This is a genomic window from Pseudomonas sp. C1C7, assembly GCF_013359595.1.
Lineage (GTDB): Bacteria > Pseudomonadota > Gammaproteobacteria > Pseudomonadales > Pseudomonadaceae > Aquipseudomonas.
Genome location: NZ_JABFMP010000042.1, coordinates 1 through 15,689, shown reverse-complemented (window position 1 = coordinate 15,689; position 15,689 = coordinate 1). Strand labels below are relative to the sequence as shown.

Sequence of the window (15,689 nt, the reverse complement as noted above, 5' to 3'; positions counted from 1 at the left end):
GGCCATGGAATCGGGAAGCAAAGGCGAAAGTACTGAAATGCCCCTTCACTCTGCGAACCAACGAAATGATCGACATGTTCTGCTCCCGCGGGAAAACCACCTCACAGCGCACCGCCAGAAAGATGGCAGGCATCAGGCGGATGGCTCGCCCAACACATAAGACTAAAGTTCCATAGCAAAGGGTTGTCAATTCAATGGCGTAAAACCTGACGATCGGCATTAAGTCTGACAAATAGCTGTTTTCAAAAGACTTATAGAAAGATGAGAGAGGCCTTAGAGCGAAAAGATATTTCACAATACCGCGCCGGAACTACGCTCCAGCTTATGGGAGCAACGCAGCGCTTTCGGAGTATCGCCACCAGAGCGACCCGAATGAGAAGGAGTTACTTTTGACATTAGTTAGCTGTTGCACATTAGGGGCAGCTGGCTCTTTGATGAGGGGTGGGCCATATGCAAAAGCAGCCAAGCATTCGCTCCGAATTGGCAGATGCGCTCTTTCGTTTGCGCCGCAGTTTTTACTCACTGGCGGCGTTCAGTGGCGTGATCAACATCATGATGCTGACACCCGCCGTGTACATGTTGCAGGTCTACGATCGGGCACTGGTCAGTCGCAACGTCACCACACTGACGATGCTGACGGTGCTGGTCATCGGTCTGTTCCTGCTGATGTCGACCCTGGAAATGGTCCGCACCCGTGTGCTGATCCGGGTCGGCAATTGCCTGGACATGGAACTCAACCGACGCATCTTCACCGCTGCCTTCGAGCGCAACCTCAGCCGCGCCGGCGGCAATCCGGCCCAGGCCCTGCAGGACCTGTCGCAGGTTCGCCAGTTCCTGACCGGCAATGCCCTGTTCGCGTTCTTCGATGCGCCATGGACGCCGATCTATCTGTTCGTGGCTTATCTGATTCACCCGCTGCTCGGCCTGCTGACGCTGGCAGGCTCGATGATTCTGGTGGCTCTGGCTTACCTCACCGAAAAGGCCACGCAAAAACCGCTGGCCGAAGCCAACCATGCCGCCCTCTCCTCTTCGCTCTACGCCAACAACAACCTGCGCAATGCCGAAGTGATCGAGGCCATGGGCATGTTGCCGTCGATCAGCAAGCGCTGGTTCCAGAGTCATCTGCGCATTCTGGAAATGCAGACCCTGGCCTCCGACCGCGCCGCATTGATCAGCAGCACCGGACGCTTCGTGCGCATCACCCTGCAGTCGCTGATCCTCGGTGCCGGTGCGTTGCTGGCCATCGAAGGCAAGATCACTCCGGGGATGATGATCGCCTGCTCGATCCTCACCGGCCGCGCGCTGGGTCCGGTGGAACAGGTCATCGCCTCCTGGAAGCAACTGCTGGGCTGTCGTTCGGCCTGGGGCCGGCTCAACGACATGCTGTTCGAGTTTCCGAGGCGGCCACCGAGCATGTCGCTGCAACGGCCGCAAGGCATGGTCGCCGTGGAGAATGTGTACGCCGGCGCCCCCGGTACCAACACCACCATTCTGCGCGGCGTCAGCGTCAGCCTCGTGCCGGGCGAAAGCCTTGGGGTGATCGGCCCGTCCGCTTCGGGCAAATCCACCCTCGCCCGCCTGTTGGTGGGCGTCTGGCCGGCGCAGGCCGGCAAGGTGCGCCTGGACGGCGCCGACATCTTCAACTGGAACAAGAGCGAGCTCGGCCCCTGGCTCGGCTACCTGCCACAGGACGTGGAGCTGTTCGAGGGCACCATCGCCGACAACATCGCGCGCTTCGGTGAAGTGGACAGCGATGCGGTCATTCGCGCCGCCAAGGCCACGGGCGTCCACGAGATGATCCTGCGCTTTCCCCAAGGCTATGACACCCGCCTGGACACCGACGGCAGCCCGCTGTCCGGCGGCCAGAAGCAACGCATCGCCCTGGCCCGAGCGCTGTACGGCGAACCCAATCTGATCGTGCTGGACGAACCGAACGCCAACCTCGACGACGTCGGTGAAAAAGCCCTGGTCGACGCGCTGGCCGAACTGAAGAACCGCGGCGCCACCGTCATTCTGATTTCCCACCGTCCCAACGTACTGTGCGCCGTCGACAAAGTGCTGATGTTGCGTGACGGCGGCGTGCAGATGCTCGGTACCCGCGACGAAGTATTCACCGCGCTGCGCAAGGCCGCTGTCATGCCTGCCGCCGCACCGACCCCGCTGGCTTCGGCCAAGGCACGGGAGTGACTGATCATGCAGATGACTCAACACACCGAGATGATTCCCGCCGACGCCAAGAGCCTGGTGGATCTGAACGCGGCCCGGCCCGCGATCTGGGGCATGTGGCTGGTGATCGCCGGCTTCGGCGGCTTCCTGCTGTGGTCCTGGCTGGCGCCGCTGGATGCCGGTGTGGTCGCCACCGGCACGGTCAAGGTCACCAGCAATCGCAAGGCGGTGCAGCACCTGACCGGCGGCACCGTGGAAGCGATCCTCGTGCGCGAAGGCGATGTGGTGAAAAAAGGCCAGGAGGTGGTGCGCCTCGATTCACTGCGGGCCATCGCCGAACAGGGTGCGATCAGCGCCCAGTACATCGTCAGCAAGACCGTGGAAAATCGCCTGGAAGCTGAGCGGGACGATCGCGATGAGGTGACTTACGACCCCGAGCTGCTCAGCCGATACCAGGGCGACCATCGCCTCATGGCCGCCATGGACCTGCAACAGCGCCTGCTCGACACCCGGCGCGCCGGTCTTGCCGGCGAGATCAGCATCCTCAAGGAAAACCTCGCGGCCTCGGCGGTGCAGCTCAAGGGCCTGCAACAGGTGTATGGCGCCCGCGCTTCGCAGATCAATTTCCTCAACCAGGAACTGCAAGGCACCCGCGTCCTGGCGGCCGAAGGTTATGTGCCGCGCAACCGCCTGTTGGAACTCGAACGCAGCAATGCCGACCTCTCCGCCAACCAGGCCGAGAACCTCAACAACATCGCCCGGGTGCGCAGCCAGACCACCGAAATCAAATTACGCATCCTGCAGCGCCAGCACGATTACCTGAAAGAAGTCGAATCGCAGCTGACCGATACCGCCAAGGAAAACACCACCCTGGCCGACCGCCTGCGCGCGCTGGATTATGAAGTGACCCACACGGTGATCCGCTCGCCCATCGACGGCATGGTCCAGTCTTTGAGCATCGCCACCGTCGGCGGGATCATCCAGCCGGGCTTCAAGATCATGGAAATCGTGCCGGTCAACGAACCGCTGCAGGTCGACGCGATGATTCCCGTGCAGGCCATCGACAAGATGGTCCCGGGCCTGGACGTGGACATCTCCTTCCCGGCCTTCAACCATGCCCGCACGCCGAACATTCCCGGCCGGGTAAAAACCATTTCCGCCGACCGCCTGATGGACGAGGAAAGCAAGCAACCCTTCTATCTGGCCCAGGTGGAGGTCACTTCCGACGGCATGAATCTGCTGGGCAGCAATCACATTCGCCCGGGCATGCCCGCCAGCGTCACCATCAAGACTGGCGAGCGCAATTTGATGAGCTATCTTCTCAAACCGATGCTCGAACGTGTGGACAGCTCCTTCAAGGAACAATGAAATGGAACGTCATTGCCTGCTCCTCTGCCTTCTGGGGCTGTCCCTGCCAGCCCCCGCCATGGACCTCAAGCAAGCCTGGGATCTGTTGCAGTACCAGGGTCCGATCTATCAGGCCGCCATCCACGAAAAGCAAGCCGGTGCGGAAAACCGCGCCATCGGCACCGCCGGCCTGCTGCCGCAGGTCAACGCCTCGGCGTATAACAACAAGGTCAATGGCTCGCAACGCCAGAACGGCGTCGACAACGATCTGCACTACGACTCCAAGGGCGCCAACGTGCGCTTGCGCCAGCCGCTGTTCAACAAACAGAAAATGGCCGAGTACCGCCAGGGTCAGCAACGCGCCGACTACAGCGTCGCGGTGTTCGATGCCAAGAGCCAGGACGCCGCGGTGCGTCTGGCGCAAAGCTACTTCGATACGCTGCTGGCCAGTGAAACCATCACGTTGGCCCGGTCCAAGCTGACCGCTTTCGAGGAGCAGCTGGCTTCGGCGAAACGCCGCCATGAACTGGGCGCCGGCACCATCACCGATGTCGACGAATCGGCCGCGCGCCGTGACCTGGCCGACGCCGAACTGATCGAAGCCCAGGACAACCTGGTCAACGCCCTGCGCAAGCTGGTGGAATACATCGGCGAAACCCCTGAATCGCTGACCACCCTGCAACCGGGCTTCGACACCCCGCCGCTGATGCCGAGCAACCTGCAGGACTGGCTGGTCAAGGCCCAGGCCGACAGCCCGCTGATTCATGCGCGTCGCTACAGTCAGAACCTCGCCGATGAAGAAGTGAAGCGGGCCAAGGCCGGGCACTGGCCGACACTGGACTTCATCGCCGGCTATACCGCGGGCGAGAGCCAATCGATCACCGAGATCAATCAACGCAACCACTATGGCTCGATCGGCCTGGAAGTGAATTTCCCGCTGTACAGCGGTGGCGGTGTCAGCGCCCTGACTCGCCAGGCGGCCGCCAACAGCTACAAGGCCCAGGACGAACTCGACGCGACTCGTCAGGAAGTGATCTCCGGCACCACTCGTGAATATGCCGGCGTGCAGAGCGGCGCCAAACGGGTGCGTGCGCTGGAGAAAGCCGTGCTGTCCAACGAACGCTCACTGGCCTCGACCCGCAAGGGCTTCAAGGAAGGCGGCACCAGCACCAACTCGGACGTGCTCAACGCCGAAGAGCTGCTGTTCGTCGCCCGCCACGATCTGTTCGAAGCCAAGCTGCGCTACCTGATGTCGCGCCTGCGCCTGGCCTCTTCGGTGGGCAGTCTGGGCGATGACGATATCGATCAGATCAACGCCTACTTGGGCCCCGAGCTGCTGGTCACCAACTGAATCCCCCTGTGCTGCACGCCTGACAATGCTAGGATCCTGCGACCCTCCCCTGCGCTTGCAACGGGTCGGGGATCCTTCATTTCCCGGATTTTGATGACCGCCTATGCAACGCCTGCTCAACGACCGCCTGGACTGGAACCTGCTGCGCACCTTCCGCGTGATCGGCCAGGAGCTGAGCATCAGCCGCGCCGCCGCCCGCCTGCACCTGACGCAACCGGCGGTGAGCCAGGCGCTCAAGCGTCTGGAAGAACAGCTGGGCCGGCAACTGATCGCCCGTCGCGGACCGCGCTTTGCCCTGACCGAAGCCGGCGAGCAGATCTTCGCCCTGGCCGGTGAGATCTACGGCCAGCTGTCCCAGGTCAGCAGCGCGCTGGAACAGCCAGCGGACGAAGTGATGGGCAAGGTACGCCTGCTGATCATCAGCCGGATCTTTTCCGAGCGCTTCGATGACTTCCTCGCCGACTTCCATCGACAACATCCGCGAGTCGATCTGGAGGTCGAGGTGATGCGCAGCTCCGACATCGTGAGCGCCCTTCAGGAAAAGACCGCGACCCTGGGCCTGAGCCTCAACCGCCGCCCGCAACCGCGTCTGGAACAGCGCTTGTTCCTGCGCCAGCGCTATGCGTTTTTCTGCGGCAAGCACCATGGGATGTTCGGCCGACAGAACGTCGTCGAAGGGGATTTGCAGAAGGAGAATTTCGTCAGCTTCACCAGCGACCAGATCGGCGGCATGCTCTCGCCGCTGACGATCTTTCGTGATCAGCAGGGCTTCAGCGGACGCATCGTTGCCTCATCGCCGAGCCTGGAGGAAGTCCGGCGACTGGTGATCGCCGGCTTCGGTATCGGCTGCCTGCCCGAACACGTGGTGGCGGCCGACGTCGACGCCGGATTGCTCTGGCGCCTGCCGCCCCACGAAGGCATTGCCGATGTGGACATTCATCTGCTGTGGAACCGCGAACAGCGCATGAGCCGTGCCGAGACGATCTTTCTCGAAAGCCTGCAGCAACGGCTCACCGACTAGACGCGCAACACCTGCCCGATCGGCTCACCAGCCCGCAGGCGTTCGAGCAGGCGGGGCTCGGCGCGATCCGAAGCCAGGGCCCGCTCGATGACTTCTGCTGCAGTTGCCGTGTCGAGGAACAACACGCCGTTGTCGTCAGCCAACACCCAATCCCCTGCCTTCACCATCACGCCCGCGCAGTGGATCGGCTGATTGATCAGGCTGTCGCCGCGACCGTGCTGCTTGGTGGTCAACAGGCTGGTGCCACGGGCGAACACCGGCAGCCCGCCTTCGCGCAGTTCCAACAGGTCGGTCACCGCACCGTCCACCACAATCGCCACCGCCCCTGCGCATTGCGCCGCGCAACTGGTGACCGCACCGACCGGAGCGTGACGATGATCGCCATCGGTGTCGATCACCAGCACATCCCCCGGTCTGATTTGCGCCAGGGCCTGATTGACGGCGATGGCGTCGGCGCCCCTCAGTTTCAGGGTCAATGCGCGGCCCACCACTTTCACGTTGGGCACCATCGCGCGCAGTTGCGGGTCGGCGAAACCCTCTTCGAGAAAATGCCCCAGGGTCGGAAAACTCACCGCCTTGAGCTGTTCGATCAGTTGCGACTCATCCATGTTGCGGCTCCCAGTTTATCAATTCGGCGACACAGTCGATCTCCAGCGAAACGCCCCACAGCGCCACGCAGACAGTGGTGCGGGCCGGTGGCGCGTGGCCGAGCAATTCGCGATACACCGCGTTGAACGGCTCCAGTTGCGCCGGATCGGTCAGGTAGGCGTTGACCTTGATCACGTGGCTGAAATCCGAACCCGCTTCGATCAGGATCGCTTCCAGATTGCGCAGCGTTTGCCGCACCTGCTCGGGAAAATCCGCGGGCTGCTCGTCAAGGTTGTCGCGGGCCGGAATCTGCCCGGCGGTGAACACCAGGTGGCCGCTGACCACCGCCTGTGAGTAAGGACCGACCGGGCCGATGTAGCCCGGGGCCGATTGAATTCTGCGCATGCTGATGGGTTCCTTGAGTCAGGCCGCAGCCGATTTGAAAGGTTTGTCGAGGGTCGTGTCGTCTTTGGCGGCGGCTTCGGGGATTTCGCTGATGTCCTGCTTGAAGGTCTCGGTCAGCAGCAACAGCGCCACCAGGGAAATCAGCGCGGCGCCGATCATGTACCAAGCCACCGATGAGCCTTTGCCGGTAGCGGCCAGCAAGGCGGTGGTGACGATTGGCGTAGCCGCGCTGCCGAGCAGGCCGGAGAGCATGTAGCTGATGGACAACCCGGAATAGCGCACGCGGGTGCCGAACAGTTCGGCAAGGAAAGTCGCGATGGGGCCGTAGTTGGCGGCAAACGCGGTCATCAGCAACAGGTAGCCGAAGACCACCAAGGACAGCTCTTTGGTGTCCATCAACCAGAACATCGGGAACGCCACCAGCGCTTCGGCGAGGATGCCGCCGACGATGATCGGCTTGCGCCCGAAGCGGTCGGGGAGCGCACCGAACACCGGCAACATGACGATGCACCAGGCGCAGGACAGCAGTACCACGCCGAGCATCAGGCTGCGACTGAAGCCCAGGTTCTGCGTGCCGTAGGTCAGGCCGAAGGCGACGATGATGTTGAACGATGCGCCGGTGGACATGGTCGCGACGCCGCCCAGCACCACTTGCTTCCAGTACTTGCGGAACACTTCGGCCAGCGGCATTTTCACCTGCACGTCGGCTTGCTTGACCTTGTTGAAGGCCGGGGTTTCCGAGATGTTCAGGCGGATGTACAAACCGACGGCAATCAACAGCACGCTGGCCAGAAACGGAATGCGCCAGCCCCAGGCCAACAGGTCTTCGGGGGACATGCAGGCGGCAATCAGCAGGAAGGCCAGGTTGGCGATCAGGGTCCCGGCGGGCACTCCGATCTGCACCCAGGAACCGTAGAGGCCACGCTTGTTGGCCGGCGCATGTTCCACCGCCATCAACACCGCTCCGCCCCACTCGCCGCCCAGGGCCAATCCTTGAACGACCCTGAGCAGCAGCAACAGGATCGGCGCCCAGATGCCGATGGTGGCAAAGTCTGGCAACAGGCCGATGGCGAAAGTGGCGGCGCCCATGGTCAGCAGCGAAATCAACAGCATCGACTTGCGTCCCAAACGGTCCCCGAAATGCCCGAACAATGCCGCGCCGACAATCCGTGCAAGATACGCCGACGCGAACGTGCCGAAGGCCAGCAGCGTGCCGATCAGCGGCACGAAATCCGGGAAGAACACTTTGTTGAATACCAGCGCCGAGGCCGTGGCAAACACGAACAAGTCGTACCACTCCACGGTGGTGCCGATCACGCTGGCCACCGCGACTTTCTTCATGCTGATGGCAACGTGCGGCGGTGCGCCGGACTTTTCTGCGGACGATAGATCGCTCATCACTGTCTCCAGGAATTTATTTAATTGTTTTGAACTGGCAGTAAAACGGTTGAGGCGAAGTGTGTTGTTATGGCTCGCCCAACTAATTAAGTGGGCGAGTTCGCAGGGCTTGGTTGTTGTTGGAGTAACGCTTGCTTCAATAACAGTGAGTTCAATAACCCAAAAGGCGGTCGGCGCAATTCAATAACGGCTCGCCGACATGCAATCGACGGAAGTTTTCCGCCACCTGTTCGGCAATGCAGTCATGGGAAGCTGCCGAGGCCATGTGCGGGGTGATAGTGACGCCGGGCATCGTCCACAGGCGGTCGTCGACCGGCAGCGGTTCCTGCTCGAAGACATCCAGCAAGGCGCCGCGCAGCTGTCCTCGGGTCAGTGCCTGTTCGAGGTCGTCGATATTCAGGTGACCGCCACGACCGCAATTGACCAGGACCGCGCCGTTGGCCAGCTTTTCGAAAGTGTCGCGCCCGAGAATGCCGCGGGTCTCATTGGTCAGCGGCAACAGGTTGATCAGCAACTCGACGCCGTCGAGAAAACCGTTCAGTTCCTGCGCCCCGGCGAAGGTGCGCACGCCCGGCAGATCCTTGCAGCGTCGCGCCCAGCCGCGTATGTCGTAACCGGCTGCGACCAGGTCCAGGGCGATGGCGCTGCCCAGCGAACCGAGCCCCATCACGCCGACTTTGAACTGCCCCGCCGTCTGTTGCAGCGGCCGCTCCCAGCGCTGCTCGCGCTGTTGCGCCAGCACCTGATCGAAGCCCCGGTGATAGTGAATCACCGCCCAGCGCACGTACTCGGTCATGCCCTGGCGATGGCCGGGATCGACCACGCGGCAGATCGGCAGGTCCGGGCACGACGGGTCGTGATCCAGGTGATCGATGCCGGCCGCCACCGAGTGAATCACCTGCAGGTTGGGCAACACTGCAAGGCTGCCCGGCAACGGAAACCAACACGCGGCCATCTGTGCGTCGACGGCCCGCGGGTCATCGGCCAGCACCGTGGTCAGTTGCGGTGCACTGCGGGCGAACGCGGCCTGCAGTTGCTTGAGCAGCACATTGTCGCGGGACAGCAGGACCACGGTATTCATGACTGATAGGACTCACGCTGGGATTCGATCAGGGTCAAAGCCGCCTGCCACGCCAGGTCGATGATGTTGTCCTGCTCATCGCGGTCGAACTGCTCGGCGGTGTGCGCGCAGACTTCCGGCGAGGGGTAATGCAGCTCCGAACCACCGGCCAGCGCCTGGACCTGCGCCTGGCAGGCACGCTCCAGAAAGTGAATTTCCTGAAAGGCCTGGGCCACGCTCGAGCCACCGACCAGCAAGCCGTGGTTGCGCAGGATCATCGCCCGATGCGGGCCGAGGTCGGCGATCAGACGCTCACGCTCGTCCAGCGACAAGGCGATACCTTCGTAGGTGTGATAGGCCAGCTTGCCGTAGAACTTCAGCGCGTGCTGGGTGATCGGCAGCAGGCCCTGTTTCTGCGCCGCCACCGCCATGCCCGCAGCGGTGTGGGTGTGGATCACACAGTTCAGGTCCGGGCGCGCCATGTGGATCGCCGAATGAATCACGAAGCCTGCGGCATTGACCCGATGGCCTGTGTATTCAGGGTCCACCACGCGGCCTTCCTGGTCGATGCGCACCAGATCCGAAGCACGCATGCGGTCGAAGATCACCCCGTAGCGGTTGATCAGGAAATGATGCTCCGGCCCGGGTATGCGCAGGGTGATGTGGGTGTCGATCAGATCGGTCATGCGAAAGTGCGCGACCAGGCGATACAGTGCCGCCAGTTCGCAACGTGCTTGCCATTCGACCGGGTCGATGTGTGCGGGTTTACTCACGAATACACCTCTTTGACAGCGTGGGTGACGACCGGGTTGGCGCGCAGGCGGGCCAGGCCGCAAACACCGATCAGGGACAGGGCCGAGAGCAAGGTGAAGAACACCGCCAGCGGCAACCATTGTCCGGAAAACTTGCTGGCCAGCAGCGTGCCGATCAGCGGCGTGGTGCCACCGGCCACGGCGCAGGCCAATTGGTAAGCGATGGAAATCCCCGAGTAACGCAGATGCACCGGGAAAGCCTGGGTCATGTAGCCGGCGATCACCGCGTACAGCGCCGACAGAATCACCACGGCCATGGCGATGCCGAGGGTCATCAGCAGGATGTTTTGCGTGCCCACCAGCAGGAACATCGGGTACGGCGTGACCATGCACAGCAGCGCGACCAATTTCAGGAAACGGTCTTCGCCGATGCGTTCGGCCAGCAGCGCCGAGATCGGTTGGGAGAGCAGCTGGATGATGGTCACCAGGAACAGGCAATCGAGAATGGTCGAGCGCGCGATACCCTGGTACTGGGTCACGTAGGTGATCATGAAGGTGTTGGTGAAAAAGAACCCGGCCGAGCCGATGGTCACGGCGGCGGCCGCGAACAGGATCTGCCGCCAGCAGGTGCGGATCACGTCCATCACCGGGTACTTGGCGGTCTCGTTGTTCGTCTGCGCCTTGGCGAACTCCGGCGACTCGTGAACCCCGGAGCGAATCAACAGCCCGACCATCATCAACACGCCACTGAACAGGAACGGCAGACGCCAGCCCCAGGCGAGAAATTCATCCGGCTCCAGTGACGTCACCAGGCGAAAGGCGATCAGGGCCAGCAGCAAACCCGCGGGGCTGCCGAGCTGGGCGAACGATGCGTAGAAGGTCTTGCGTTTGACCGGCGCATGTTCGCTGGCCATCAGCACCGCACCGCCCCACTCGCCGCCAACGGAAATGCCCTGGATCACTCGCAGCACGATCAGGCCCACGGGGGCCCAGATGCCGACGCTGGCGTAGCTGGGCAGCATGCCGATGCCCGCCGTGGCGACGCCCATCAGGGCCATGGTCACCAGCAGCATTTTCTTGCGGCCCAGGCGATCGCCCAGATGCCCGAACACCATCCCGGCCATGGGACGGGCGATGAAGCCAACGGCGAAACTGCCAAAGGCCGCCAGGGTGCTCATCACCGGATCACTGCTGGGGAAAAACACTTGCCCAAGCACCAGCGCCGCCGCGGTGGCGTAGATGTAGAAATCGTAGAACTCGATGGTCGTGCCAATGAAGGCGGCGGCCGCGGCTCGGCGCGGTTGGGGCGTAGTGTGCATGCAAGGACCCTGTGTACTTATAGTTTTGGGCAGGTGTTAAGGCGGCTGACGGTTGCGCTCTGTGGCGCTTGTGGGCTTTATCGCTTCCGTGCCAGGATTAGTCAATTTTCAAATCCTTATCCTTACTATTAGCTCTGCTACTACATGGAGTTTTATGTCTTCTGGCGCCAACCCTTGGGTCGGCCGGCGTTTTCTGAATGACCGGCTTGACTGGAATTTGCTGCGCACCTATCTGGTGATTGGTCAGGAAGGCAGCATGAGCCGCGCCGCCGCTCGGCTGCACATCACGCAGTCGGCGGTGAGCCAGGCGCTAAAACGGCTTGAGGAACAGCTGGAATGCGTGCTGATTGCCCGCAGCGGGCGACGCTTCGATCTCACGGAAACCGGTGAGGAAGTGCTGCGCATTGCGGCGGATATCTATGGCGATATTTCGCGTCTGGGCACGGTGGTGGAGAGCCGTCATGACGACGTGGTGGGCAAGATCCGCATCCTCACCGTCAGTGGCGTGCAGGCGCGGCACTACGATGAATTCCTTGCGGACTTCCATGAAACCCACCCGAAAATCGAACTGGAAGTCGAGGTGATGGGCAGCTCGAACATCATCAGTTCGCTGCTGCAAAAGACCGCGACCGTCGGCGTCGGTCTGTGCCGTTTGCCGCAACCGCGACTGGAACAACGGGTGCTGTTTCGTGAGACCTACGCCTACTTCTGTGGCCAGCGGCATCGGTTGTTCGGGCAGGAGAACCTGACCCTGGAGCAGTTGTCGGCGGAGAACTTCGTCAGCTTCACCAGTGATCAGCTGGGCGGCAATCTGTCACCGCTGACACTGTTTCGCGATCAACAAGGCTTCACCGGCAAGATCGTCGCCTCCTCCACCAGTTTCGAGGAAATTTACCGCTTGATCTGCGCAGGTTACGGCATTGGCTGTTTGCCGACGCATCTGGTGCGCCGGGATGTGGAACAGGGCCTGCTGTGGCCTTTGCCACCGGAAAATGGCGTGGTGGATTTCGATATCCAGCTGCTGTGGAATCGCGAGCAGAAGATGAGTCAGGCGGAAACGGTGTTTCTGGAGAGCTTCCAGCACATGCTCAGTATTCGTGAGCCGGTGCTGTGAAGCTCTCGTCTGTTTACACGTGAGGATCGCCCGGGGTTTTGCTCGGGGCGGCGTATTGCGGTTTCAGGTGACCGTCCTGATCGAGTAACCAGGCGTCCATGATCTGCCGCACCACGGGGCCGGCAACGCGACCACCGGCCTCACCGTTTTCGATCATCACCGAAATCACGATCTTCGGATGTTCCGCCGGAGCGAAGCCGACGAACAAGGCGTTGTCGCGGTTACGCTCGCGGGTTTTCTCGCGGTTGTAGCGCTCGCCCTGCTTGATCGCCACCACTTGCGCCGTGCCGCTCTTGCCGGCGATGCGGTACTGCGCCCCCGCCGCCGCTGCCCGGGCGATCCCGCGGGCATCGTGCATCACCATCTGCATGCCGTGGTTGACCTGCTCCCAGTCGCGAGGGTCCTTGAGCAGAATGTTCGGCATCGGATGCTCGTCCACAGGCGCGACGCCATCGACGGTCTGCGCCAGGTGCGGACGGTTCCACACGCCTTTGTTGGCGATCAGCGCCGTGGCCTGGGCCAGTTGCAGCGGCGTGACCTGCATGTAGCCTTGACCGATGCCGAGGATCACAGTCTCGCCGGGGAACCAGGCCTGACGGCGCGTGGCGCGCTTCCAGGCCTGGGAAGGCATCAGACCCGGGGATTCTTCGTACATGTCCAGGGAGACTTTCTCACCCAGACCGAACATCGCCATGTAGTCATGCAGGCGATCGATTCCCAGCTTGTGGGCCAGATCGTAGAAGTAGGTGTCGTTGGAGCGCATGATCGCCGCGTCCATGTCCACCCAGCCATCGCCGCTGTGGTTCCAGTTGCGGTACTTGTGATCGTAGTCGGGGAGCTGGTAGTAGCCGGGGTCGAAGACGCGGGTCTGTGGGGTGACGATGCCGGCGTCCAGTCCGGCAATGGCCACTTCCGGCTTGATGGTCGAACCCGGGGCGTAGAGGCCGCGTAGCACGCGGTTGAACAGCGGCCGGTCGATGGAGTCATGCAGCGCGGCGTATTCCTTGAAGCTGATGCCGGTGACGAACAGGTTCGGATCGAAGCTGGGTTTGCTGACCATGGCCAGCACTTCACCGGTCGACGGATCGAGTGCGACGACAGAGCCGCGACGATCGCCCAGGGCCTGCTCGGCGGCCTCCTGCAGTTTGACGTCGAGACTCAGTACGATGTTTTTGCCCGGAATCGGATCGGTGTGCTTGAGCACTCGCAGCACGCGGCCCTGGGCGTTGGTCTCGACTTCCTCGTAGCCAACGTGGCCGTGCAGTTCGGATTCGTAGAATTTTTCCACGCCGGTCTTGCCGATGGATTGCGTACCACGGTACTCAACGGAATCCAGTGTCTTGGATTCTTTCTCATTGATGCGGCCGACGTAGCCGATGGAATGGGCGAAGTGTTCTGCGTACGGGTAATGGCGCACGAATTGCGGTTCGACGTCGATGCCCGGGAGCCGGAATTCGTTTACGGCCAGTATCGCGATCTGCTCTTCGGTCAACTCGTAGAAGAGCGTCACCGGTACGAATGGGTGGCGGGCCTGTTTCATGGCCTTGTCGAAGACCGTGCGATCTTCAGGCGGCAGGTGCAACAGGTTGACCACCTCGTCCAGCTCCTGCTTGACGTCAGTGGCCCGTTCGCGGGTGATGGTCAGGTTGTAGCTGGGGCGGTTGTCCGCGAGCACCACGCCATTGCGGTCATAGATCAGCCCACGGGTGGGAGTGATCGGCAGGACGTGGACGCGGTTGTTTTCGGAGATGGTGGAGTGATAGTCGAACTCGACCACCTGCAGGACATACATGCGCACTACCAGCGCACAGGTAATGGCGACAACGAACAGGGCGCAGGCCATCAGTCTTTTGTTGACCAGGCGAGTCTCTTTTTCGTGGTCCTTGATGGGGATTGCTTCGGGCATTTCTGTTGCAACTCTTTTGAAGGAGGCGCCAATCCTTGGGGCTTGAATCATTCCGTGGAAAAAATGAGCTGCACCATAGCAAAAACGGTCCGGTCACTTTGTGAGATTTCTTTAATGTACCTGGTGTCGAGATTCGTGCGATTTACTCAAGATTGATATTCCCATTCGTGCGTTTTTCCTGGTGATTGCGCTAGAGATACTGGATGCCTGTTATTGCGTTTTTTGGAGACGTTCATGCATCCACGATTTCAACGATTACTGGGTTCGAAAGGGTTTTCCATCGGACTTGAGCTACCGCTTGATAATGACTGGTCGAGTGATGGCCAGCGATTACGGGTTGCCGAGGGTCGCCCCTTTGGTGTGCCTGATCTGAAACAGCACTCCACCTTGGCGCGCCTGGCTGACCAATCCGGATTCCGTGCCTTGTGGGTTCGGGATGTACCGGTCTACGACCCTCACTTCGGCGATGCTGCGCAGGTGTTCGAGACCTTTTCATACTTGGGTTATTTGGCCGGGATTACCGACAACATCATGTTGGGGACGGCGGCGGTCGTGCTTCCGTTGCGGCAGGCCTGGTTGACGCTCAAGTCGGCCAATAGCATCGATGAGTTGAGCGATGGACGCCTGCTGCTGGGCGTGGCCAGCGGTGATCGGCCGATGGAATATCCATTGTTTGGCGTGGATTACGATCAGCGTGGCGAAGTTTTTCGCGAGACGGTTGAGTTGTTGCGCAGTCAGGGGGAAGGTCGTTTGCCGGCGGGTGCGCGTCTGCTTCCGGAGCGCGAGCAGTCGGCGCCTATGCTGGTGGCGGGTCTTGGGCAGCAATCTCCAGACTGGATTGGTCAGCACATGGATGGTTGGCTGGCTTATCCGGGGACGCCGGATGAACATCGTCGTCGGGTCGGGCTGTGGCGTGAGGTGGGCGGTGACAAGCCTTACATCAGCTTTGTGCATCTGGATCTGGCGGCCAATCCACATGCGCCGATGCGGCGTATTCACTTCGGCGCAAGCACCGGGCGCCTGGCGCTGATTGATGAACTCCAGGCACTGCGAGAGGCGGGAGTGCAGCATATTGGCCTGCATCTACGCCGTAGCGAACGTCCGGTCGGGGAGATCATCGAGGAGATCGCAGAACACGTACTGCCGAAGTTTCACTGATGTGCTGGGACAGTCGTTGGGCTGCCCTTTTTTCGCGCACCATTTTTCTCGCGCAAAAACAAAACCCCAACTGCTTTCGCAATTGGGGTTTCGGAATTTAATCT

Annotated in this window: 13 protein-coding genes; 6 read left to right on the top strand and 7 right to left on the bottom strand. The window is 61.5% G+C overall.

The genetic code is table 11. The features are described from left to right. Nucleotides 1-450 precede the first annotated feature (450 nt). The 4 genes from HNO86_RS25705 (at nt 451) to HNO86_RS25690 (ending at nt 5,885) form a co-directional block, all read left to right on the top strand. Entirely contained in the window at nt 451-2,187 is a 1,737-nt protein-coding gene (locus HNO86_RS25705) for a type I secretion system permease/ATPase (RefSeq protein ID WP_175379729.1), read from the top strand. Between the two features lie 6 nt (nt 2,188-2,193). Further along, on the top strand, nt 2,194-3,534 hold the full coding sequence (locus HNO86_RS25700) for an HlyD family type I secretion periplasmic adaptor subunit (protein ID WP_175379728.1): 1,341 nt from the start codon (nt 2,194-2,196) through the stop codon (nt 3,532-3,534). A 1-nt stretch (nt 3,535) separates the two neighbouring features. Then, on the top strand, nt 3,536-4,864 hold the full coding sequence (locus HNO86_RS25695; RefSeq protein WP_175379727.1) for a TolC family outer membrane protein: 1,329 nt from the start codon (nt 3,536-3,538) through the stop codon (nt 4,862-4,864). A 103-nt stretch (nt 4,865-4,967) separates the two neighbouring features. Next, nucleotides 4,968-5,885, top strand: a complete 918-nt coding sequence (locus HNO86_RS25690) for a LysR family transcriptional regulator (protein ID WP_175379726.1) — start codon at nt 4,968-4,970, stop codon at nt 5,883-5,885. Here HNO86_RS25690 and HNO86_RS25685 read toward each other — a convergent pair. The 6 genes from HNO86_RS25685 to HNO86_RS25660 all read right to left on the bottom strand — a co-directional run bounded on the left by HNO86_RS25685 (nt 5,882) and on the right by HNO86_RS25660 (nt 11,407). Further along, nucleotides 5,882-6,493: an RraA family protein gene (locus HNO86_RS25685; protein ID WP_175379725.1), complete on the bottom strand. Its 612-nt coding sequence runs from the start codon at nt 6,491-6,493 to the stop codon at nt 5,882-5,884. The two genes, HNO86_RS25690 and HNO86_RS25685, sit on opposite strands and share 4 nt — an antisense overlap. Further along, nucleotides 6,486-6,878, bottom strand: coding sequence for a RidA family protein (locus HNO86_RS25680; protein ID WP_175379724.1), 393 nt, complete (start codon nt 6,876-6,878; stop codon nt 6,486-6,488). The genes HNO86_RS25685 and HNO86_RS25680 overlap by 8 nt, the downstream gene beginning before the upstream one ends. Before the next feature lie 18 nt (nt 6,879-6,896). Then, the gene (locus tag HNO86_RS25675; protein ID WP_175379723.1) at nt 6,897-8,276 is read right to left on the bottom strand and encodes an MFS transporter; all 1,380 of its coding nucleotides are present in this window, start codon (nt 8,274-8,276) and stop codon (nt 6,897-6,899) included. 151 nt (nt 8,277-8,427) lie between these two features. Beyond that, nucleotides 8,428-9,357, bottom strand: a complete 930-nt coding sequence (locus HNO86_RS25670; RefSeq protein WP_175379722.1) for a glyoxylate/hydroxypyruvate reductase A — start codon at nt 9,355-9,357, stop codon at nt 8,428-8,430. Beyond that, nucleotides 9,354-10,109, bottom strand: a complete 756-nt coding sequence (locus HNO86_RS25665; protein WP_175379721.1) for a class II aldolase/adducin family protein — start codon at nt 10,107-10,109, stop codon at nt 9,354-9,356. Before HNO86_RS25665 ends, HNO86_RS25670 begins: the two co-directional genes overlap by 4 nt. Then, nucleotides 10,106-11,407, bottom strand: coding sequence for an MFS transporter (locus HNO86_RS25660; protein ID WP_175379720.1), 1,302 nt, complete (start codon nt 11,405-11,407; stop codon nt 10,106-10,108). The genes HNO86_RS25665 and HNO86_RS25660 overlap by 4 nt, the downstream gene beginning before the upstream one ends. Before the next feature lie 154 nt (nt 11,408-11,561). Here HNO86_RS25660 and HNO86_RS25655 point away from each other — a divergent pair, with 154 nt between their 5' ends. After that, complete coding sequence (locus HNO86_RS25655) at nt 11,562-12,521, top strand: LysR family transcriptional regulator (protein WP_175379719.1); 960 nt, start codon at nt 11,562-11,564, stop codon at nt 12,519-12,521. 13 nt (nt 12,522-12,534) lie between these two features. Here the strand turns inward: HNO86_RS25655 and mrdA are convergent, their stop codons facing one another. Continuing rightward, on the bottom strand, nt 12,535-14,427 hold the full coding sequence (gene mrdA, locus HNO86_RS25650; RefSeq protein WP_175379718.1) for a penicillin-binding protein 2: 1,893 nt from the start codon (nt 14,425-14,427) through the stop codon (nt 12,535-12,537). A 234-nt stretch (nt 14,428-14,661) separates the two neighbouring features. Between mrdA and HNO86_RS25645 the strand changes: the two genes are divergently transcribed. After that, nucleotides 14,662-15,585, top strand: coding sequence for a TIGR03571 family LLM class oxidoreductase (locus tag HNO86_RS25645; protein ID WP_175379717.1), 924 nt, complete (start codon nt 14,662-14,664; stop codon nt 15,583-15,585). The last annotated feature ends 104 nt before the right edge of the window (nt 15,586-15,689 follow it).